This window comes from Neorhizobium sp. P1_A6 (assembly GCF_056406795.1).
The window spans coordinates 231,212-251,810 of record NZ_JBFTZM010000008.1 but is presented as its reverse complement, the minus strand read 5'-3'; the positions used below and the strand labels follow the sequence as shown (position 1 = coordinate 251,810).

Here is a 20,599-nt window from a genome sequence, read left to right as displayed (position 1 = left end):
CGAAATGGTTGTTGCGGCTGATGACTGACGCCTCAGGACGCCAATGTCGGTTATCCTTAGTGCCCGCCGGGATGGATCGCATCGTTGAGGTACATGCAAGTCAGCACCGCAAAGACGTAAGCCTGGAGGAAGGCGACGAGGAATTCGAGACCGGTCAGGGCGACCGTCATGATGAGAGGCAGGACTGCGCCGCCGACGCCGAGTGCGCCCATGGTTCCGAGCGAGGCGACGAAGCCTGCGAACACTTTGAGCGTGATATGGCCGGCCAGCATGTTCGCAAACAGACGAACGGACAGCGAGATCGGACGGGACAGGAACGAAATGACTTCGATGGCGACGACCAGGGGGATCAGCAGGCCGGGAATGCCGCTCGGCACGAAGAGCTGCAGGAAGTGCAGTCCGTGCTTGTAGAAGCCGTAGACGATGACGGTGCCGATGACCAGCAGCGCCAGAGCGAAGGTGACGATGATCTGGCTGGTGATCGTATAGAAATACGGGAACATGCCGAGCAGGTTGGCGGTCAGCACGAACATGAACAGCGAGAAGACCAGCGGGAAGAACTTCATGCCGCTGCTGCCGGCGCCTTCGCGCAGCATGCCGGCGATGAATTCGTAGGACATTTCCGCGACCGACTGCGCCCGGCCGGGGATCAGGCCGCGCTGCGAGGTGGCGAAATACAGGAAGCCGGCGGCGCAGGCGACGGTGGCGACCATGAACAGAGATGCATTGGTAAAGGAGAAATCGATGCCGCCGATCTGGATCGGAACGATCTTGCTGATCTGGAACTGATGGATCGGATCGTTTGCCACCGTCTACCTCTTGTCCTTAGCCGCGCCAGGTCGGCCCAATTTTCATTCAGGAAGCAGAGCCTCAGCGGCCACCGTTTCCCTTCTCATCCTTGCCGCTTTGCCCGGTGATAAGCGGCGACGGAGCCACCTTTCCCACGGAGCGAAGCACATTCAGCACACCGGCGCAGAACCCGAGGAGAAGAAGAACAATCATCCCCCACGGCGCGGTGCCGGCAAAACGGTCGAGCAAAAAGCCCAGAATAGCCCCCACCGCGACTGCGGAGATGAACTCGGAGGAAAGCTTGAAGCCCAAGGCCATGCCTTTTCGGCTTTCCTCGGATTGCGCGTCCCTCTTCGCCTCTGCCACGTCGTCGGCCTTCCTGCCCGCAAGTTCCGCGGACAAGCGCTTCCGGCGCTCTTCCAGACCATCGTCGCGGTGATCCGTCATGTGCGTCCTCCCCTATTTCTGCTTCCGGCACAACCGGTTTTATGCTTTCCAACCGCAAAAAACTGCAGTTAGCGAGGGATTTCGCGCCATCCGGCCCGTTTTCAAGTCGCGCGCAACATAGTTTTGCCCGCCCCTATAGTCAAGGCGTCCAAGGTTCTTCGTTCTAGGTAAATTAACCAAGCAAATTCAACCGGTTAAAACCGATACAACCGAAGTCGGGTAAAACTGCCGCGGGAATCGCTGCCTGTTGCGGCGATGGGGAGCGGCTCAGCTCCAGCCGCCGCCATAGGTACGATAGAAGACGTGCAGGCCGATGCGGCCGACCTTCTTCATCGTGCGCGCCCAATCCGGGTGGACATAGACCGCATGATAATGGGTGGCGGAACCGACTTCCGGCAGCCAGATCTTGCCGGCGGTCACGGCCATCGCCACTTCACGGGCCATCGTCCAATGATATTCTGAGCGGATACGGTCCTTGATATTGTCGCAGGCAAAGGAGAACTGGCAGCGGTTGCGCCAGTCCTCGTTCTGGTAGACGACGTCGCAGATCGTCTTCGGATAGGCCGGATTGCGCACCCGGTTGAGGATGACCTGCGCGACGGCGGCCTGGCCGCGGGCGGATTCGCCGCGCGACTCGAAATAGATACCGGATGAGAGGCATTGCTGCTGCTTGGCCGAGAAGGAATCGGGCGGCAGCGGGGTTGCGGCCCAGGCATGGTCATCGGCACCGATCGGCGGGATGAACCGGCCGGGCTTTTTCTTGTCAGTCAGAATGGCGTCGAACGGTGACTGTTTGGCGAAATCGGGTTCCGCCGGCGCATAGGCGGCGGCCAGCACGTCAGCATTCGGATTGTTGATGAGGCTGGCGATCATCGGCATGAGCTCGTCTTCTGCCCGCCTCGGTTCATCCTTGCGGAAATAGAAGGACGCGAGCTCTACCGGAGCGTCATTCTTGCCGGCCTTCAAGAAGGCTGTCATCGCATCTTTCTCTTCGATGGGCGAAGTGAGCGCACTCGAACGCTGCAGCACGGAGCCAGCGGAAAAGGCCCTAGGCGGCTGCATGGGCTCGACGCTGACGATGCGGCCCTTCTTGGCGGCACCGTTGACGCGGTCTTCATCCGGGCGCGGATCGGAGGACTGTTTTTCGTCAACAAGAGCTATCTTGCGGCCATCGGGAAGTTCAAGGCCGGCATTACCGGAGACGGCATTCTTGACGCCGGGAAAAGCGAGCGAGGCCTGATGGATCGAGCCCGCCGGCGAATCGGTCAGCACCATGCGCCATTGTTCGGCGCCATCGAAACCGGTCAGAAGATCGGCGAGATCGCCGTGAGCCGGGGCGGACGGAAAGATCAGCCAGCAGGCAAGGCCGAAGACGGCCGGGGAAGTCCATCCACTCAGTCCGGATGAGGACCTGCGACGCAAAACGCTCTTCGAACGCAAAACCTTAAACTCCACAGGGCAACAAGAACCCGATGAAGATCGATCATTAACCTTGATGAGCGGTTAACGCCGGCAGCCGAAAAGCCCGGTACCCGGCCTGAATTAGCACATTCACATCAATGTCAGCGAAGGGCACGCCAAATGCCGCGCCTCAGATGATCACATGCGAGCCGAGTTCGACGACGCGGTTGGCGGGCAGATGGAAATAGTCGGACGGGTCGGTCGCGGTATTGGCCATGGCGATGAACAACCGGTCCTGCCACATGGGCATGCCGGAAGCGGCATCCGGCACCAGCTTGCGGCGGCCGAGATAGAAGGAGGTCGACATGATGTCGAACTTGAAGCCGGTCTTGCGCAGATAGGCAAGCGCCTGCGAGACATTATGGGACTGCATGAAGCCGAAGCGCAGTTCGATCAGCGTGAAGCGGTCCGACAGCTTTTCGATCTTGAACCGCTCCTCAAGCGAGACACGCGGCTTGTTGACCGTGATGATGGTGAGCACCACGTTCTTTTCATGCAGGACGTGGTTGTGCTTGATGTTGTGCAGCAGGGCGGCCGGCGCGGTTTCCGGATCGCTGGTCAGGAAGATCGCGACGCCGGGCACGGAGACCGGCGCATGATCGCTCTTCTTTTCGACCATCGGAATGAAGGTCTCGAGCGGCACGTCGATGCGGCGGGTCTTTTCGAACAGGATCGCGGTGCCGCGCTTCCAGGTCCACATGACGATCGTGAAGATGATCGCCATCATCACCGGCACCCAGCCGCCGTCGTGGATCTTCAACAGGTTGGCGCCGAGGAAGACCAGTTCCAGGGCAAGCAGCGGGGCCAGAATACAGATCGCGAAGGTCTGCGGCCATTTCCACTTTATCCGGACGAACTCGAACGCCATCAGGGTGGTGACGACCATGGCGCCGGTCACCGAGATACCGTAGGCGGTGGCGAGCGAATCCGAGCTTTCGAAACCCAGAACCAGCGCGATGACACCGACCAGAAGCAGGGTGTTGACCGACGGCAGGAAGATCTGCCCGGTATTGGTCTCTGAGGTGAACTGGATCTGCATGCGCGGCAGGTAACCGAGATGGATACCCTGGCGCACCAGCGAAAAGGCGCCGGTGATCACCGCCTGGCTGGCGATGATGGTTGCGGCGGTCGCCAAAATGACGACCGGCAGCAGCGCCCATTGCGGGAACATCAGGTAGAACGGATCGGACATCGCCTCCGGATGCTTCAGCACCAGAGCGCCCTGCCCCAGATAGTTCAAGGTCAGCGCCGGGAAGACAAGCGTGAACCAGGCCCACTGGATCGGCCGGCGGCCGAAATGGCCAAGATCGGCATAAAGCGCTTCGGCGCCCGTCACCGTCAGGAAGACGGCGCCGAGAACGACGATGCCGACAAAATTCTCGTTGAGCATGAATTCGACCGCATAGAGCGGATTGAAAGCCGCCAGAATGCTATAGTCATCCGAAATATGGGCGATGCCGCCGGCACCGATGACGATGAACCAGACGGCGGTGATCGGCCCGAAGAAACGGGAGACCAGGCCTGTCCCCTTCGACTGGATGGCGAAAAGCCCGATCAGGATGCCGACCGAGATCGGCAGCACGGCGCGGCTCATCGACGGCGCCACCAGCTTCAGGCCTTCGACGGCAGACAGAACCGACAGCGCCGGGGTGATCATCGCATCGCCGAGGAAGAGTGCTGCGCCGATCAGGCCGAGCAGCATCAGCAGCGCCCTGTGACCGTTGGCGGACTTGGTCAGAAGTGCCAGCAGCGAAAGCGTGCCGCCTTCGCCGTCGTTGTCGGCGCGCAGCAGGAAGAGCACGTATTTGAACGTGACGATGATCGTCAACGTCCAGATCATCAGCGAGATGAGGCCGATGACCTCAAGCTCGGTGACGCCGTCGTGGGCGATCGGCTTTAGGGCTTCGCGAAAGGCATAAAGCGGGCTCGTGCCGATGTCGCCGTAGACGACGCCGACGGAGCCGAGTGCGAGCGCAAAAAGGCCCTGGACCTTGGTTTTCTCGGCAGCGTGATGTTCAGCGGGGTGACCCATGGGATATCCGGCCTAAAGCCAGCCTTTCCAGCGAAAGAAGAAAAAGGGGATGATGGCGGACATGAGCATCGCGAGGATCGCGAGCGGATATCCGAGATGCCAGTCGAGTTCCGGCATGAAATGAAAGTTCATGCCGTAGATGGAGGCAACGAGTGTCGGCGGCAAGAACACCACCGACGCGATGGAGAATATCTTGATGATGGAGTTCTGCTCGACATTGATGAGGCCGAGCGAGGCATCCAGCAGAAAGGCGATGTTGCCGGCGATATAAGAGGCATGTTCCGAAAGCGAATCGACATCCCGCGCCACCGTGCGACAGAGGTTGTCGTCGCTCTTGTCCTGGCTGATCAATGGCACGTTCATCAGGAAGGTCAATAGCCTGGCAAGCGAGCCGAGGCTGTCGCGCACCTTGCTGATCAGCCGATGGTATTCGGCGATGTCGGCAAGCTTACGCTCCAGGAATTGCGGCGGCCGGCGCTTGCCGCGATCACGGAAGATATCCGTCGACAGTGCATCGACGCGATCGACGGTCTGCTCGAGAATTTCCGCGGTGCGATCGGCAATGGTTTCGAGAAGTTTTGCCAAAAGCGTGGCACCATCGCGCCCGGCCTCCGGGAGGCGGCTGAGGCCGGCGATGAACAGCTGGAAGCTTTTCGGCTCGGCATAACGCACGGTGATCAACCGATTGCCGGACAGGATGAAGGCGATGTCGGTGAGCTGCGGATCCTTGCCGTCGGCGCGCCAGACGAGCGACGCGGTCATGAACACGGAATCCTTCTCGATATAAAGGCGGCTCGAGGGTTCGATGTCCTTCAGGTCGTCGCGGGTCGGAACCTGAATTCCGAGGAGACTTTCGACATAGGCGTCTTCCTGCGGCGTCGGTTCGATCAGATCGATCCAGACGATATCGTCGGCAAGCTGTCGCAACGCCTCGGCCGGTGCAAGCGTCTTCATCGAGCCAGTGGCGCTATAGGCATTGATCAATCGTGGTCTCCGGCCGAAGTTCGTCGGCCTTGAACGAGAAGCGGGCTTGCCGGTTCCCTGGTTCCGGGACCGCCAGCCGGCCCCCGGCGGGACGGGCCTATAGAGACAGCCGTCGTCAAAATCAAGAGCCGTACAAATCCCGCAGTGGGCGCCGCAACATGACTCTCCGGCCGAATATGTTCAAGGGGCCTTCAGTAACAAGACGATTCGCGACCTACATCAAAGCCTTGACAGGAACCGCCCACGAAAGTGCCTCCCCACCAGCGGCAGGGAGGTATTCCAAAATGCCGCGGCATATTTATTCGAAAACGATTGCCGGCGCCTGTCGGGGAGTGAGGCCGCCGAGTTCGGCCCATACCCTGGCGGCGATCTCCCGGTAGATCTTGGCCGAGGCACCTTGCGGATCGGAGGCCACGACCGGAGTGCCGGCGTCGGAGCGTTCCCGGATGTCGATCGTCAGCGGAACCTCACCGAGGAATGGCACGCCGATCCGCTCTGCCTCGGCCTTGGCCCCGCCGTGACCGAAGATATCGTAACGCTTGCCGGTATCGGGAGCGAGGAAATAGCTCATGTTCTCGACGATGCCGAGCAGTGGCACCTCGACCTTGCGGAACATGGCGATGCCCTTGCGCGCGTCGAGGAGCGCCAGATCCTGCGGCGTCGAAACGATCACCGCGCCGGCCAGCGGCACCTGCTGGGCCATGGTGAGCTGCACGTCGCCGGTGCCGGGCGGCATGTCGACGACGAGGACGTCGAGGTCGCCCCAGGCGACTTCGCGCAGCATCTGCAGCAGCGCCGACTGAACCATCGGCCCGCGCCAGATCATCGCCGTCTCCTCGTCGACGAGGAAGCCCATCGACATGGCCTTCAGCCCGTAATTCTCCATGGGCTTGATGATGCGGTTTTCGATCTGCTGCGGCCGGCCGGTGATCTTCAGGAGGCGCGGCACGGAAGGCCCATAGATATCGGCATCGAGAATGCCGACGCGCAGGCCGTTCGCCTGAAGCCCGAGCGCGAGATTGACCGCTGTCGTCGACTTGCCGACGCCGCCCTTGCCCGATGCCACGGCAATGATGGCGCCGACGCCCGGCACGCCGGGCTTTTCCCGCTGCGGCGGCTGGCCCGGCTGCTGGCCCTGGGGCGGATGGGAATGCCCGTGGTCATGGCCGTGACCGTGCGAATGCGAATGGGCTGCCGGAGCGGCGGGTTGTGGACGCGGCGGCGGAGCGGAGCCGGCCTTGCGGTCTGCCGTCAGCGTCACCAGGGCGCCCTTTACGCCCGGCATCGCCTTGACCGTGCGTTCGGCTGCCATGCGCAGCGGTTCCAGCTCGTTCGCCCGCGCCGCCGGCACGGTGATCGAGAAATAAACCTTGCTGTCAGAGATAAAGACGTCCGAGACCATGCCGCGCGAGACGATATCGCCTTCGAGGTCCGGTCCGCGCACTTTCGCAAGAACCGCCAGAACTTCCTCTTTCGTCACTTCAGCCATGATGTCAAAACTCCCGAATGCCTATACGGTCCCCTCCCTCAAGACGGGATGCCGCGTTCGCAGATATATAGGAGTTGGGCATTGCCGGGAGCAAGCAAGATAAACCGCCGTTCGATCGGCAGCCATGTGGCGCACTGATCGAACGGCAGCCTTTCTTGTCACGCCTCTTGGGGCGCTTGCAGTCCCCTCTGGACCTGACGCTACAGAAGCACGAAACATGCCAGACGGGAAGATACTTCCTATTGATGAGCTTTTTCAGCCACTTCCGGCAAAAACGCCTGCTGCGTCGCAATATTCCTTGGCGGAAGCCGTGTTCGGCGCCGATCACGGCTTGAGCAGCGATGAAATTTTGTGCACCGCAGCATCCGTTTTAGTTATTTGATCAAACCGATTCTCAACGCCTTGGCGACCGCCTGGGTGCGGTTGACCGTGTCGAGCTTCTTTGCCGCGCGATTGAGGTAATGATTGACCGTATGTTCCGACAGGCCGAGAATTTCGGCGATCTCGGCGCTTGTCTTGCCGGCAGCGGTCCAGTTGAGGCAGTCGATCTCGCGGTCAGTCAGCGTATCGGTCGGGCGCACATCGAGGTTGCGGATTTCCGCCAGCCGCTCGAAGACATGGATGGAGATATACATCAGCTCCATCATCTGCTGGTGCGTGAATGTCAGGCCGTCGCCTGCGAAGGAAACGGCGCCACGGCTGCCGGACATGTCATGGACCGGAAAATAAGCCCCCCGAACGACACCGAATTTTCCAAAAATGCCGCGGATGGCCGGTCCTTGGCGCTCGGGTGGCACCGTGTCCAGATCGAAGGTGAACGGGATGGTCGAGGTGCGCAGCCGCCGGAGCACGGGGCTCGTCTGCATCATGCCTTCCCGATCGAAAAGGGACATCAGTTCCGCCGGCCAATTGGTGATCACCGTATTGTTGGACAGTTCCAGCGACGTGGCGTGGGGCAGGTTGAGAACCATGAACGTGCGGCAACCGTAGTGCTCCGTCATCCGCTTCATGAACCGGAAGACGTCGAACTGGGTCTTGAGATCGGCGATTTCTTCGACGTTTCCGTCAAGGACCCGAGGGACTTCTGCTTTCTCGGTATTGGCCATCACTTGCTTCTCTGCTCGCCCGGTGGCGTCGAACGATCCCTGGTATTTCCCATACATCCGCCCAATCGGCCTTTCGTATTCGCAGTTCCCGTCTCAGACGCTTGGAACACAAGAGGCTCTCCGGATTTGCCCGGACATATCCCGCTGAACGTGTCCGCGTGGCGGAGGACTGCCATTTCAAATTTCAATTTGCTGCTGAATTCGTGGCTATTATTAATTCCGGATAATGATGACATACGTCCTCAACTTCGGATAATGATGACATCTGCTCGCATTTGCAAACCCTTGCATGCCTCCAGATGCTTGTCAGGAGATATTTATTGGGGATCAAATCACTTATGCAGGGCGTTTGCCGACTCTCTCGCGTCGATGATACTAATTGATCACCTCGGCATGCAATTGGAGATTTCACGTGGTGACCACATACACTTTCGAAGGCCGTGTCCTTTCCTCCTCCCTCTGCGAACTTGGAGAAGGCCCGTCCTTCGAATCGGAGACGCAAACGCTCTGGTGGTTCGACATTCTCGGCAAGGGACTGCATGAATTGCATCTGCCGACCGGCCGGGAGATCGTTCATGCATTGCCGGTGATGGGCAGCGCGCTTGCGTCGATCGATGCCGCCCGACAGCTGATCGCCAGCGACAAGGGGCTTTTCATCCGCGACCGCGCCACTGGCGAGCTTTCTCCCTATCGCGAACTGGAGCCGGAAAAGCCGGGCAACCGCTCGAACGACGGAAGGGTGCACCCTTCCGGCAGCTTCTGGATCGGAACGATGGGCCGGAAGGGCGAGGACGGCGTCGGCGCGATCTATCATGTCCGACAGGGCGAGGTGACGAAACTCTTCGACCACATCAGCATCCCCAATTCGATCTGCTTTTCGCCTGACGGCGCGATCGGTTATTATGCCGATACCCGCGCCAACCGGCTGATGCGGATATCCCTCGACCCCGCGACAGGCCTGCCAAACGGCAAGACCGAAGTCCTGGTCGACGAGAACGGCAAGCCAGGCGGCATCGACGGCTCGATCTGCGCCAGCGACGGAACCCTCTGGAACGCCCGATGGGGCCAGGGGGCCCTGGATCATTATTCGGCCGACGGTCGGCATCTGTCACGTTACCTGGTGCCGGCCCGGCGCACCACCTGCCCGGTCTTCATCGGCAAGGATCGGCTGGCCGTGACGTCCGCCTGGGAGGGACTGGACGAGGCTGCCCGCGCCGCGGACCCCCTCGCCGGCTCGCTCTTCGAGATCGCGGTCTCGATCGAATGCGATCCGGAGCCCGTCTATCGACTATAAAGGCCTATCGCCTATAAAGAATGCAGAGGGCATACCAAACTAGCAAAACGCAAAAAAGTTCCCGCTTAATCGCCTAAAATTTCGGCAATCTTGCCCGGAACTAATCGCCTTTCATAACATTTTCCTCTCGAACTGGCGCGGCGGAGAACTCCGCAACCCAGCGCCGTGTGTTCGAAGAGATAAATTGAGCAGAGGAAGGTAGGTTCGTTATGAAGAAGACCCTCAGCATGATGGCAGCCGCAGTTCTTTTGGCGTCCACCGCCATTGCACCGGCGCTTGCGCAGACCCAGCCTCCGCCGCCGGCCTCCCCGGCTCCGGCAGCTCCTGCCGCTCCGACGGCTCCGGCTGCAAAACCGGCTGGCAGCGCCGCAACGCCAGCTCCGAAGACTGGCACCGACACGGCGAGCGCGTCCGGCGGCTATCTGACCGAACAGGCCGAAAACCAGATCAGCGCCAACGACTATATCGGCAAGTCGGTCTATAACGCACAAAACAAGAGCATCGGCGACGTCAACGACCTCATTCTCGAAGAAAACGGCGGCATCGTTGCAGCTGTGATCGGCGTCGGCGGCTTCCTCGGCATCGGCGAAAAGGAAGTCGGGCTGCCGATGAACAAGATCACCATGACGCGTGATGTGAACAACAACAACGAGATGCGCCTGACCACGACGGAAACGGCAGAAGCTCTTCAGGCTGCTCCGGAATTCAAGACCCTGGCAGACAAGCAGGCGGAAACCGACCGGACGACCACGTCCTCCACCGGCACCTCGATGCCTGCAGGCGGCGCCACCAACCCGTCGACGACCCCGGCTGCCCCGAGCAAGTAAGAGCTCGATCAGCTAAGGGTCCGGAACGGGTGACACGTCGTCACCGAAAAGAAAGGGCGGTACCACCGGTGCCGCCCTTTCTTGCAGGTGCCGAGCGCAAACCAAGCCTAGTCAGGCCCGTTCGATCGTCATGAAATCGCGATAGTGTTCCTGGAGATAACGTAGCGTCGCGGCGCTGTCGGCGGGCCTGCCGTAATAATAGCCCTGTCCCATCGCGCAGCCGAGCTCGTTGAGCTTGTCCGCGTCGGCCGGCTCCTCGATGCCTTCCGCCACCACCGCCAGGTTAAGGCCGTCGCAYATGGCGATGATCGCCTTGACGATATGTTCCGACGCCCGATCGGTGGTGATGCGCGAGACGAACGCGCGGTCGATCTTCACCTTATCGAAGGTGAAGTCCCGCAGCCGCCCGAGGCTCGACTGGCCCGTGCCGAAATCGTCGAGCGAGATACGTACGCCCTGCTGGCGCAGGTCGGTGATGATGCGCTGCGCCGTATCGGCGGATGTCATCACCGCTGTTTCGGTAATCTCCAGCTCCAGACGATAGGGATCAAGCCCGACGCGTGCGAGCGTCGCGAGGATGGTCTCGGTTGTGCCGGGGTCCATCAGCTGTGCTGAAGAGAGATTGAAGGAGAGGAAAAGTTCTCGCGGCCAGGAGAGTGCGGCCTCCGCTGCCTTGCGCAGTAACGTTTCAGAAAGTGCGTCAATAAAACCGCGCTCTTCGGCAAGGGGCACAAAAACCGCAGGTGATACGAAGCCGAGATCGGCGTCGATCCAGCGGGCGAGCGCCTCGAAACCGACCACACCGCCATCGCTGATGCGCACGATCGGCTGGAAGTGAACGTCCACGGCATCGGCGATGATGGCGTTGCGAAGCGCCTGCTCCAGCTGTGTCGCCCGCTTCATTTCCTGGGCGATCTCGCGTGAATAAACAGTGATCTGCCCGCGGCCGCGGCGTTTGGAGCGGTAAAGCGCGGTTTCGGCGCTTTTCAGCAGTTCCTCGAAATCCTCGCCGGCGAAAGGATAAATCGCAAAGCCGAAGGAGGCCGAAAGGCGAACGTTGCGGTCGCCGAGATCGTAAGGCGCGGACAGGACGTCCTTGATCATCTGGCCGATGCGCTCGGCGCCGATGCGCTCGAAGACCAGAGGCAGGATGAAGGCGAACTCGTCACCGTCATGGCGGGTCACGGTCGCGCCGTCCGGAATGCAGGCTTTCAGCCGATGGGCGACCTGGCAGAGGATCTCGTCGCCCGCTTCGGCGCCGAACAGATCGTTGATCGGCTTGAAACCGTCGAGATTGGCAATGCAGATGGTAAAGGGTGCGGGATCCTGGGCCCGCTCGGCGGCCAGCAGGCGCACCTTGTCGCGCAGACGATATCTATTTCCCAGCCCCGTCAGGGCGTCGCTGTAAGCCATAGCCTGAAGTTCATTCTGGCTGACCTGCGGCAATGGGTTTCCCGCCGACTTCATGAATTATCCCGTTGCGCTTCACAGACCGGCGAAGGATGCGGGAAAAAGATTAAAAAATGATGGCCCGGGCTTAACTTACATGAACGGATTGATTAATCGGTTAAGCATACGAATGCTTTGCGGGTATGCCGAGATACGTCTGGAAGACAGCTTCCAGCGCCTCGGGGCTGATCGGTTTGAGGATCACCTCGTTCATTCCCGAGGCGAAACACTGGTCGCGGTCACGTTCGAAGGCCTGGGGGAGGACGCCGATGATCGGAATGGAGTTGTCGATCGTCTCCAGATTGCGGATGCGCACGCTCGCATCGAAGCCGCTGAGCTTTGGAAGGGTGATGTCCATCAGGATCAGCCGCGGCGACCGCTCCTGCCAGAGCCTGACCGCTTCTTCGCCATCGGCTGCGATCGCATAACGATAACCCAGGCCCTCGAGTATCTGCGAAAAGACGATCTGGTTCACTCCGTTGTCTTCGGCGACCAGGACATCGATGGCTGCGTTTTCGCCGGCTCGCGAGGCAATCTGCCAGTCCTCTTCGCGCCCGGCTTCAGTTACGGCAGGTTGGCTGAACTGGCGAGCGACGCCGGCGGCCAGATCCCGCTTCACCCGGACACCGTTGATCGCCAAGGCGGGAATGCGGTGTCGCTGGACGATTTCGAGGCAAGCCTTGTCCGCCAGCGTGTCGACGACGACGAGATCGATCGCGATGCTGGCTTCCTTCGCCAGCTGCAGGAAGAGTTCCAGTTCCTCACCGTCTGAAACCGAAGAGGTATCGAACCCCAAGTCATCGAGAATTTCCAGCGCCTCGGCGCTCGTCCTCGGGTCGGAGGACGCGACCAGGACCTTGCGGTGGGAGAGAGCGGGCCTTTCGGGCTCAACCGCGGCCTGCACCGGCCGGTCACGTTCATGCCGGGTCAGCGAGGTGGCGATCAATCCGCCCCGGCTCATGCGCGGCGTGATCTGCCCGTCCTCGGTTGCGACCAGCCCGGTAATGTCTTCCATGGCGGTGACCAGGTAATAACGGCCGGGTTTTCCGATACGGTATTTGTTGGCGATGATGACGACCTGCGAACCGTCCGGCCGCGTTACCAGTTCGGACATCTGCTGAGGCTCGCCGAGATCGATGACCCCGCGATTGACGCGGTCGAGGCGTTGTTCCACCTGCGGCGGATGAATATCGGACCCTTTGCGACCGAGAATCGCTTCGGGCGGTAGATCGAGGAAACTGGAGGCCATCTTGTTGACGGCGACGAAGGTCAGGTTGCTGTCCTTGACGGTGACCGGAAACGGCAGGTTGTCGAGCACCTCTTCGGTGATCTGTACCCGCTCCATATCGGCGCGCCACTGTTCCTCGCGCTTCTTATGATCCGAGATATCCCTGACGACGCAGACGCCGTAACCGGACGACAGGCGGCGCTTGGTGAAGCTCACCCAGCGGTCGGTGCCGCGGCGCTCCTGCGACTCGGCCCGTTCCTTCCAGAGAGTGGCGATCTGTTCGGCAACCCAGTCCTCACGGCTCAGCATCCGGCGCGGACCGGAAGCGTCGGTCAAGAAGCGTCCGCCGCCATCATAGACGGCCCCGAGGAAATCCCGAAGGCGTGTGCCGGGCGTCAGAAAGCTCTTCGGAACCGGCAGGAGGGTCAGCAATTGCTGGCTCGCAAAGACGATCAGGTCATTCTTGTCATAGACAAATACGCCGCCCGAAATGCCCTCGGAAATCACTTCGAGCATGACAGCTTGAATGTTTGCGTCCGCCGACGCCAAATCATTCATAGGATGAAACTCCCCGTATGCTTTTTCGGACCGAATGAAAAATCGGACCGTAATGCCGATATTCGCCTCTCGGCGTTATTCCTTCTAGTTTTCGTCTTGTCGGCGTGGGAACATGCTGGCTCCAAGTCCTCAACGGGTAATCGGGGCTCGCATGACGGTGCCCAGCTGGCCGCCATCCCGGTCACTCGCGGGAAGCTGGCGCCTCCCCGGTTTCATCCAAGTTTAATACGGAACAAATTATCGCCTTTATCTTAAAGCCGGATTAATGAACGGCCGTGCATCAACCTTAAAGTTCATTTCAATCGGTTAGGAAAGGCGTGATCCGGGCTTTCCTTCCGGCGCCGAATCCAGGAAAATGGCGCATGTCCGTCAAACAGCTACCCGAGACCCTGATCAACCAGATCGCTGCCGGCGAGGTCATCGAAAGGCCCGCCAGCGCCGCCAAGGAACTGATCGAAAACGCCATCGATGCCGGTGCGACCCGCATCGAGATCGCCACCGCTGGCGGCGGCAAGAGCCTGATCCGCATTACCGATAACGGTTCCGGCATGGATGCGGCCGATCTCGATCTTGCGGTGCGGCGACACTGCACCTCGAAGATATCCGAGACGCTCGACGACATTCGCACGCTCGGCTTCCGCGGCGAGGCCCTGCCCTCGATCGGGTCGGTGGCGAAACTCACCATCACCAGCCGACGGGACGGTCATTCGGAAGGATCGCAGGTGGCAGTCGTCGGCGGCAAGATGTCCGGCGTGAAGCCGGCGCCCGCCAATACCGGCACGGTCGTCGAGGTGCGCGACATCTTCTTCGCGACCCCGGCGCGGCTGAAATTTTTAAAGACCGAAAAGGCCGAGGCCGGCGCGATCACCGAAGTGGTCAAGCGCATGGCGATCGCCTTCCCGCATATCCGTTTCGTGCTGTCGGGCTCCGACCGCACGACGCTGGAATTCCCGGCAACCGGCGACGACCATCTTTCCCGCATGGCGCAGATCCTCGGCGCCGATTTCCGCGACAACGCGATCGAGATCGATGCGATGCGGGAAGATGTCGGACTTTCCGGTTTCGTCGGCGTGCCGACCTTCCATCGTGGGAACTCGGCGCATCAATATGCCTTCGTCAACGGGCGGCCGGTGCAGGACAAGCTGATCCTGTCGGCCCTGCGCGGCGCCTATGCGGAAAGCGTACCCTCCGGCCGTTATCCGGTGGCGGTCCTGTCGATCAGGATCGATCCGGCGCTGGTGGACGTCAACGTGCATCCGGCGAAGTCGGACGTGCGCTTCCGCGATCCCGGCCTGGTGCGGGGCCTCATCGTCGGGGCGATCCGCGAGGCTCTGCATCGCGAGGGCGACCGGGCGGCGACGACCGGTACGTCGGGCATGATGCGTGCCTTCCGCCCCGGCTTCCAGCCGGCTMATGCCGCCCCGCGCACCCCTTGGACGGCTGCGGCCTCGCCCTTCAGGCCGCTCCATCCGCAGCCGGCCAACGGCTTTGCCGAACCGGCGCAATCCGGTTTCGACGTGCTGACCATGCCGGCTGCGCGTGCCGACACGGTGATCGCGGAACCCGCTCCAGGGACCGCTGCCGAAGACGCGCCGCGCTATCGCCTGGGTGCGGCACGGGCGCAGGTCCACGAAAACTATATCGTGGCGCAGACCGAAGACGGGCTGGTCATCGTCGACCAGCATGCCGCTCATGAACGGCTGGTGTTCGAGGCGATGCGCAAGGCGCTCGACAACAAGCGGCTGGCGAGCCAGGTGCTCTTGATTCCCGAGATCATCGACTTGCCCGAGGAAGACTGCGACCGGTTGATGGCGAATGCGACGGAACTCGACCGGCTGGGTCTGGCGATCGAGCGTTTCGGCCCCGGTGCCGTCGCGGTGCGCGAGACGCCCGCCATGCTCGGCGAAGTCGATGCGGCCTCGATGGTCCGCGACCTCGCCGACGAGATCGCCGAATGGAACACCGCCGGGGGCCTGCGCGGCAAGCTCGAATATGTCGCCGCCACGATGGCCTGCCACGGTTCGGTGCGCTCCGGCCGGCGGCTGAGGCCGGAGGAGATGAACGCGCTTTTGCGGGAGATGGAAGCGACGCCCGGCTCCGGCACCTGCAACCACGGACGTCCGACCTATATCGAACTCAAGCTTTCCGACATTGAGCGGCTCTTCGGCCGAAGCTGAAAAAGCTGGCAATTCAGCGACAATCGGGATAGAGCAGGCGCCATGTTTTTCCGCAGGAGACGACAGATGAACCGGTTCGAGGGAAGCGGATTCCGCGAAGCGAAGATCCGCTATCTCGACGGCGACTACCAGATCCTGACCGCTGGCTCCTATGTGATATGCGCCATGACCGGCGCGCAGATCCCGATCGACGAGTTGCGTTACTGGAGCGTCGCGCGGCAGGAGCCCTATGTCGATTGCGCCTCCTCGCTGGAAGCCGACAAACGCGCCGGCATGCTGCCGAACCAGAGCCGCGGCTAGGCTTTCACCGCATTTCCTTCCCGGATGCGCCGCTCTCGGAAATTGGCGATCGCCGTATCGATGATCTTGCCCGGCGCCTGCGGATCGTCGAACGCCATGTCGACTTCGACGACGCTTGCCTTTCTCGCCAGTTGCTCCATGCGTCCGTGATGGCCCTGCAGCCGCACCGCATCCTTGGCGGTGGTGACGAGCGTCAGATTGTCTTTCGCGGCATCGTCCAGCAGGTCCGAGATTTCGTCCTCGCTGAAATAATGGTGGTCCGGGAAGGCGCGTTTTTCCACGACCAATCCGCCGACTTCTCTGACGGTGCGGTAGAACTTTTCCGGATCGGCGATGCCGGCGAAGGCGAACAGCGACTTGCCGGCGATCTCGCGATTTTCGCGCGGCTTCAGCGCCGCGACATAGACCTGCTTGCCGGCGCGAGCCGCCTGGCGCACCAGCTTGTCGGCAGCCTCGCCGTTGCCGACCTTGAGGATGGCCGAGAGCTGGCGCATTTGTTCGGATATCGGCGCCCTCACCGGCCCGCCCGGCACCAGATGGCCGTTGCCGATGCCGCGCACCGTATCGATGACAACGAGCGCGAAATCCAGCGCCAGGCGGGCGCTCTGGAAACCGTCGTCCATGATGATCAGGTCGGCGCCCTCGGCGACCAGTCGATGAGCGCCCTCGACGCGGGTGCGGGAAATCACCGTCAGCGTCTCGCGGCAGAGCAGCAGCGCCTCGTCGCCCACCGCCTCGGCCCGGTGGTGTTCGGGGTCGACAACGGTCGTGACGTCAAGCGAACCGCCGTAACCGCGGCTGAGGAAACCGGGCTTCAGGCCCTTTTCTTTTGCCGCTCGGGCAAGGGTGATGGCGGTCGGGGTCTTGCCGGCGCCGCCGACCGTAAAATTGCCGACACAGATAACCGGCACGGGAATGCTGGCGCGCTTGGCTTTAGCCATGCGCCGGCCGGCGATCCGGCCATAAAGAAAAGAAACGGGGGCAAGGCCCCAGGCACGCCAATCCGCTTTCGTCCACCAGAATGGCGGTGCTTCCGATACCATACCCAAACTCCGGCTGATCCATCCTGAAACAGCCCGCGAACAAAATGGCACTTTTTGAAAAAAGGCAAGTCCTTGAAACCAAAGCCCGCTTCAGGCGTGAAGCTTTTCCGGCAGAAGGTCCATGAGCGCGGTGATGTCGGCAAGGCAGATATCCGCCGAGGCCGACAGCGTCTCGCGGGAGCCGGTGCCGGTCAGCACCGCGACCTTCAGGCCAACGCCAGCGCTCGCGCCCATATGCATGTCGTGATTGTTGTCGCCGACCATGGCCACCTCGGCGGGATCGAGCCCGGTGGCGCGGCAGAAGCCGAGCACCATGCCAGGCCCCGGTTTTACTCCATGACCGCTGTCGTAGCCGGCGATGAAATCCACATGATCGATGATGCCGAAGCGGATGGCAGTCTGGCGGATCGCCTGTTCGTTGTCGCTGGAGGCGATGCCGAGTTTGAAGCCCCGCGCCTTGAGCTTGGCAAACAGTGCCGCCAGATCGGTGACCGGCACCGAAAATTCGGCCGAACGGATGAAGAGGTCGTCGAGCAGCCGGGTGAGTTCGGCAACGTCAATCGGTGAGCCGGCGGCGACGAAGCCGGCAGCGATTTCCGCGGCATTGCCGGCGGCCAGCAGGCTGTCCGGGCGGGTGTGGCCGGATACCGGGTCCATGCCGCCGGAAAACAGAAGCTGCGGCTCGAGCTCGGTATCGCCGGCGGAAGCGATCCGGGCAGCCTCGCGGTTCACCGGTCCCCAGCTTTCGTCATAGAGCAACAACGTGCCGTCCTTGTCGAACAGGATACCGGCGATGTGTGCGAGCTTTTCCGGGGTCATCGAACGGCGGCGGCTTTTGGCTGCAGCCTTGCGCTCACCGTCAGCGGATTGACATAGGGCTCCAGCGCCTTGATCGTCTTCGACAGCGCCCCGCGCATCTCCTCCATCGCGTCATGGCCGGAATCGATCATCTTGACGCGGGCAAGGTCGTTGATCATCAGGTAATGGACGGCCTTTGCCAGCATCTCGACATCCTTGACGATGCGGGCAGCACCCTTGCGCACCAGATGCTGATAGGCGTCGCGGAAATTCTGGACGTGTGGGCCGGAAAGCACGGCGCAGCCAAGCATGGCCGGCTCGAGCGGGTTCTGCCCGCCTTCGTTGGTCAGCGACCTGCCGACGAAGGCGATTTCGGTCAAGCGCAGGTAAAGCCCCATTTCGCCGATGGAGTCGCCGAGAAACACGTCGGTCTCTGGCGTCACCACGTCGTTGCGCGAGCGGCGCGCCACCGTGAGGCCCGCTTCCTTCAGCATCTCCTCGACCGCGTCAGCGCGATCCGGGTGGCGCGGCACGAGAATGGTCAGCTGGCCGTTTTTCGGCTTCAGCGCCTTGTGCACGGTCGCCGCCGCCTTTTCCTCGCCGTCGAAGGTCGAAATCGCCGCCCAGGTCCGGCGGCTGCCGATTTGCTTGCGATAACTTGCAAGCAGCGCCTCGTCGCAGGGTGGTGGGTCCGTATCGCTCTTCAGGTTGCCGGATGTGATGACAGGCCAGGCGCCGAGATCGCGGAAGCGCTCCGCATCCAGATCCGACTGGGCGATGACCAGCGCCATCCTGCCGAAAATGGCCTCTGCGATCGAGCTGCGGTTGCGCCAGCGATCGAAGGACCGGTCGGAGATGCGGGCATTGACGCGGATCTGCGGAATGCGGCGGCGGGCGAGTTCGGCGATCGTCGTCGGCCAGATTTCCGATTCCGCCGTGATGCAGGCGTCGGGCTTCCAATAGGCGATGAAGCGCTTGATCGGGAATTTCAGGTCGAGCGGCACATATTGATGGATCACCTCGTCCGCCAGTCGTGACCGGACGAGATTTGCCGACGTCACGGTGCCCGTCGTCAGAAGGATGTGGACTTCGCGGCGCCGCAGTTCGCGGATCATCGGCATGATGGCGATGGTTTCCCCGACGCTTGCCGCGTGCACCCAGATCAGCGGCCCGCGGGGCCTGGCAAGGCTTGCATAACCGAGCCGTTCCAGCTTGCGGGTCCTGTCTTCCTTGCCCTTCATGGCCCGATAGGCAAGGTAAGGTCCGACTAACGGATAAAGCGTAATACCGGCCGCCCGGTAGCCAGCGAGAGCGAGGCGCGCAGAAATCTTGCTCACCGTGTTTGCCCCCGATGCGTGATGGCCGCCATCAATGTGATAGACCCTCCGATTGCTCATCCGTAGCCCAGTTTTTTGTGTTTTACAAATGCGTCAAAAAAGGGTCCCCGGGATCGATACCAGGCGAGGGACCAGCATTGCGAGCACATTGTAAAACGCGAGGCTTATCTCAAGCCGACTTAGTATCAGGATCGAGCAGGCGGTGCATATGGACGATGAAATAACGCATATGAGCGTTGTCGACCGTCTGCTGCGCCTTGCCCCGCCAGGCGACGAGCGCGCTTGCGTAGTCGGGATAGATGCCGACGATATCAAGCGCCGAAAGATCCTTGAATTGAAGACCTTCCAAGCTCTGCAATTCGCCGCCGAAGACCAGATGCAGAAGTTGTTTCTTTTCGCCCGTTTCCGTCATTGTCCGTATCCGTCCGTTCCAGCTCCCCCGGCTCTTCCTGTGCTGCATTCCAAAGGAAAGGTCAACCCGGAGCAAGGCCGGCAAGCTGGGGCAAAAGGCTGCGGAGCGCATGTTCGGCGCCGGCAGCCAGCATTTCGTGGACAACGCTCTCGCGGTTATAGACGAGCCGGTTGCCGGCAAGATCGATAAGGCGGCCGCCTGCCCGTTCGAGGATAAGATCGGCAGCGGCCAGATCCCAGTCGTGGGAGGCGCGCTTGACGACCGTGCCGTCGATGCTGCCGTCGGCGATCATGGCGAGCCTGTAGGCGAGCGACGGCACATGCCGCACCCGGCGGACTTCGTCGCGAAAATCCGGCTCGAATTTCTTGACGAGGTTTTCGTCGGCCGCGATAACCAGTTCGCCGTTGGCGCGCTCACCGGTGACGGTAATCGGCTGGCCGTTCTTCAGCGCCGGGCCATCCTTCACCGCACAGAATTCTTCGTCGAGCGCCGGCGCGACCAGGACGCCGGCGACCGGCTGGCCGCGATGCACGACGGCAACCGAGACGCACCAGGTCTTCTCGCCATTGATGAAGGCGCGGGTGCCGTCGATCGGATCGACGACGAAGAGGGTTTCGCAGCTAAGCCGGGCGACATCGTCGTCGGTCTCCTCGGAGAGCCAGCCGTAGTTCGGCCGGGCCGCCAGGAGCAGGTTCAGCAGCCGGTCGTTGGCGGCGAAATCGGCGGCGCTGACCGGCGACCGGCCCTCGTTCTTCCACCAGACTTCCGGCGAGCGGCCGAAAAACCCGTGGGCGATCTCGCCGGCCTGGCGCGCCGCGTCGAGAATGAGTTCGAGGTCCTGGCCCCAGTCCTGCACTTCCGCCACCGG

19 protein-coding genes are annotated in these 20,599 nt (G+C 61.6%); 5 read left to right on the top strand and 14 right to left on the bottom strand.

Annotation, left to right across the window (positions count from 1 at the left end; translation table 11 throughout):
• Positions 1-56: 56 nt before the first annotated feature.
• The 6 genes from AC1D3C_RS18185 to apbC all read right to left on the bottom strand — a co-directional run bounded on the left by AC1D3C_RS18185 (position 57) and on the right by apbC (position 7,202).
• Positions 57-809 (bottom strand): F0F1 ATP synthase subunit A, encoded by a 753-nt coding sequence (locus tag AC1D3C_RS18185; RefSeq protein ID WP_038540360.1) that lies wholly within the window; start codon positions 807-809, stop codon positions 57-59.
• A gap of 61 nt (positions 810-870) precedes the next feature.
• Entirely contained in the window at positions 871-1,236 is a 366-nt protein-coding gene (locus AC1D3C_RS18180) for an AtpZ/AtpI family protein (RefSeq protein ID WP_477483857.1), read from the bottom strand.
• A gap of 267 nt (positions 1,237-1,503) precedes the next feature.
• Complete coding sequence (locus tag AC1D3C_RS18175) at positions 1,504-2,658, bottom strand: cell wall hydrolase (RefSeq protein WP_477483856.1); 1,155 nt, start codon at positions 2,656-2,658, stop codon at positions 1,504-1,506.
• A 169-nt stretch (positions 2,659-2,827) separates the two neighbouring features.
• Complete coding sequence (locus tag AC1D3C_RS18170; RefSeq protein ID WP_038584134.1) at positions 2,828-4,729, bottom strand: potassium transporter Kup; 1,902 nt, start codon at positions 4,727-4,729, stop codon at positions 2,828-2,830.
• A gap of 12 nt (positions 4,730-4,741) precedes the next feature.
• A complete protein-coding gene (locus tag AC1D3C_RS18165; protein ID WP_151041137.1) occupies positions 4,742-5,713 on the bottom strand; it encodes a magnesium transporter CorA family protein in 972 nt (323 codons plus the stop codon).
• Between the two features lie 298 nt (positions 5,714-6,011).
• A complete protein-coding gene (apbC, locus tag AC1D3C_RS18160; RefSeq protein ID WP_477483855.1) occupies positions 6,012-7,202 on the bottom strand; it encodes an iron-sulfur cluster carrier protein ApbC in 1,191 nt (396 codons plus the stop codon).
• A gap of 217 nt (positions 7,203-7,419) precedes the next feature.
• Between apbC and AC1D3C_RS18155 the strand changes: the two genes are divergently transcribed.
• A complete protein-coding gene (locus tag AC1D3C_RS18155) occupies positions 7,420-7,584 on the top strand; it encodes a hypothetical protein (protein WP_247039662.1) in 165 nt (54 codons plus the stop codon).
• On the opposite strand, the gene AC1D3C_RS18150 is transcribed toward AC1D3C_RS18155, so the two are convergent.
• The gene (locus AC1D3C_RS18150) at positions 7,577-8,308 is read right to left on the bottom strand and encodes a helix-turn-helix transcriptional regulator (RefSeq protein ID WP_477483854.1); all 732 of its coding nucleotides are present in this window, start codon (positions 8,306-8,308) and stop codon (positions 7,577-7,579) included. The two genes, AC1D3C_RS18155 and AC1D3C_RS18150, sit on opposite strands and share 8 nt — an antisense overlap.
• Positions 8,309-8,720: 412 nt before the next feature.
• Here AC1D3C_RS18150 and AC1D3C_RS18145 point away from each other — a divergent pair, with 412 nt between their 5' ends.
• Complete coding sequence (locus AC1D3C_RS18145) at positions 8,721-9,602, top strand: SMP-30/gluconolactonase/LRE family protein (protein WP_477483853.1); 882 nt, start codon at positions 8,721-8,723, stop codon at positions 9,600-9,602.
• Positions 9,603-9,811: 209 nt separating this feature from the next.
• The gene (locus AC1D3C_RS18140) at positions 9,812-10,429 is read left to right on the top strand and encodes a PRC-barrel domain-containing protein (RefSeq protein ID WP_038540339.1); all 618 of its coding nucleotides are present in this window, start codon (positions 9,812-9,814) and stop codon (positions 10,427-10,429) included.
• A gap of 111 nt (positions 10,430-10,540) precedes the next feature.
• Here the strand turns inward: AC1D3C_RS18140 and AC1D3C_RS18135 are convergent, their stop codons facing one another.
• Both AC1D3C_RS18135 and AC1D3C_RS18130 read right to left on the bottom strand, forming a co-directional pair.
• Positions 10,541-11,896 (bottom strand): putative bifunctional diguanylate cyclase/phosphodiesterase, encoded by a 1,356-nt coding sequence (locus AC1D3C_RS18135; protein WP_477483852.1) that lies wholly within the window; start codon positions 11,894-11,896, stop codon positions 10,541-10,543.
• Between the two features lie 100 nt (positions 11,897-11,996).
• Positions 11,997-13,664: a response regulator gene (locus AC1D3C_RS18130; RefSeq protein WP_477483851.1), complete on the bottom strand. Its 1,668-nt coding sequence runs from the start codon at positions 13,662-13,664 to the stop codon at positions 11,997-11,999.
• Between the two features lie 362 nt (positions 13,665-14,026).
• Here AC1D3C_RS18130 and mutL point away from each other — a divergent pair, with 362 nt between their 5' ends.
• Both mutL and AC1D3C_RS18120 read left to right on the top strand, forming a co-directional pair.
• The gene (gene mutL, locus AC1D3C_RS18125; RefSeq protein ID WP_477483850.1) at positions 14,027-15,841 is read left to right on the top strand and encodes a DNA mismatch repair endonuclease MutL; all 1,815 of its coding nucleotides are present in this window, start codon (positions 14,027-14,029) and stop codon (positions 15,839-15,841) included.
• A gap of 66 nt (positions 15,842-15,907) precedes the next feature.
• A complete protein-coding gene (locus AC1D3C_RS18120; RefSeq protein WP_038540327.1) occupies positions 15,908-16,141 on the top strand; it encodes a DUF2093 domain-containing protein in 234 nt (77 codons plus the stop codon).
• Here the strand turns inward: AC1D3C_RS18120 and lpxK are convergent.
• The 5 genes from lpxK to AC1D3C_RS18095 all read right to left on the bottom strand — a co-directional run bounded on the left by lpxK (position 16,138) and on the right by AC1D3C_RS18095 (position 20,596).
• Complete coding sequence (gene lpxK / locus AC1D3C_RS18115) at positions 16,138-17,184, bottom strand: tetraacyldisaccharide 4'-kinase (protein ID WP_477483849.1); 1,047 nt, start codon at positions 17,182-17,184, stop codon at positions 16,138-16,140. The two genes, AC1D3C_RS18120 and lpxK, sit on opposite strands and share 4 nt — an antisense overlap.
• A gap of 90 nt (positions 17,185-17,274) precedes the next feature.
• A complete protein-coding gene (locus AC1D3C_RS18110; RefSeq protein ID WP_477483848.1) occupies positions 17,275-18,003 on the bottom strand; it encodes an HAD family hydrolase in 729 nt (242 codons plus the stop codon).
• Positions 18,000-19,319: a lipid IV(A) 3-deoxy-D-manno-octulosonic acid transferase gene (gene waaA, locus AC1D3C_RS18105; RefSeq protein WP_038584121.1), complete on the bottom strand. Its 1,320-nt coding sequence runs from the start codon at positions 19,317-19,319 to the stop codon at positions 18,000-18,002. The genes AC1D3C_RS18110 and waaA overlap by 4 nt, the downstream gene beginning before the upstream one ends.
• 169 nt (positions 19,320-19,488) lie before the next feature.
• Positions 19,489-19,731 carry a DUF4170 domain-containing protein gene (locus AC1D3C_RS18100; RefSeq protein ID WP_007756862.1) on the bottom strand — a complete coding sequence of 81 codons (243 nt, stop codon included), beginning with the start codon at positions 19,729-19,731 and terminating at the stop codon, positions 19,489-19,491.
• Between the two features lie 61 nt (positions 19,732-19,792).
• Positions 19,793-20,596 carry a 3'(2'),5'-bisphosphate nucleotidase CysQ gene (locus AC1D3C_RS18095; RefSeq protein ID WP_038540315.1) on the bottom strand — a complete coding sequence of 268 codons (804 nt, stop codon included), beginning with the start codon at positions 20,594-20,596 and terminating at the stop codon, positions 19,793-19,795.
• Positions 20,597-20,599 lie beyond the last annotated feature (3 nt).

Bases quoted from the DNA above. Each gene is read 5' to 3' on its own strand.
- AC1D3C_RS18180 (WP_477483857.1), bottom strand. From the start codon at position 1,236: ATGACGGATCACCGCGACGATGGTCTGGAAGAGCGCCGGAAGCGCTTG.
- AC1D3C_RS18170 (WP_038584134.1), bottom strand. From the start codon at position 4,729: ATGGGTCACCCCGCTGAACATCACGCTGCCGAGAAAACCAAGGTCCAG.
- apbC (WP_477483855.1), bottom strand. From the start codon at position 7,202: ATGGCTGAAGTGACGAAAGAGGAAGTTCTGGCGGTTCTTGCGAAAGTG.
- AC1D3C_RS18155 (WP_247039662.1), top strand. From the start codon at position 7,420: ATGCCAGACGGGAAGATACTTCCTATTGATGAGCTTTTTCAGCCACTT.
- AC1D3C_RS18150 (WP_477483854.1), bottom strand. From the start codon at position 8,308: ATGGCCAATACCGAGAAAGCAGAAGTCCCTCGGGTCCTTGACGGAAAC.
- AC1D3C_RS18140 (WP_038540339.1), top strand. From the start codon at position 9,812: ATGAAGAAGACCCTCAGCATGATGGCAGCCGCAGTTCTTTTGGCGTCC.
- AC1D3C_RS18130 (WP_477483851.1), bottom strand. From the start codon at position 13,664: ATGAATGATTTGGCGTCGGCGGACGCAAACATTCAAGCTGTCATGCTC.
- AC1D3C_RS18120 (WP_038540327.1), top strand. From the start codon at position 15,908: ATGAACCGGTTCGAGGGAAGCGGATTCCGCGAAGCGAAGATCCGCTAT.
- lpxK (WP_477483849.1), bottom strand. From the start codon at position 17,184: ATGGTATCGGAAGCACCGCCATTCTGGTGGACGAAAGCGGATTGGCGT.
- AC1D3C_RS18110 (WP_477483848.1), bottom strand. From the start codon at position 18,003: ATGACCCCGGAAAAGCTCGCACACATCGCCGGTATCCTGTTCGACAAG.
- AC1D3C_RS18100 (WP_007756862.1), bottom strand. From the start codon at position 19,731: ATGACGGAAACGGGCGAAAAGAAACAACTTCTGCATCTGGTCTTCGGC.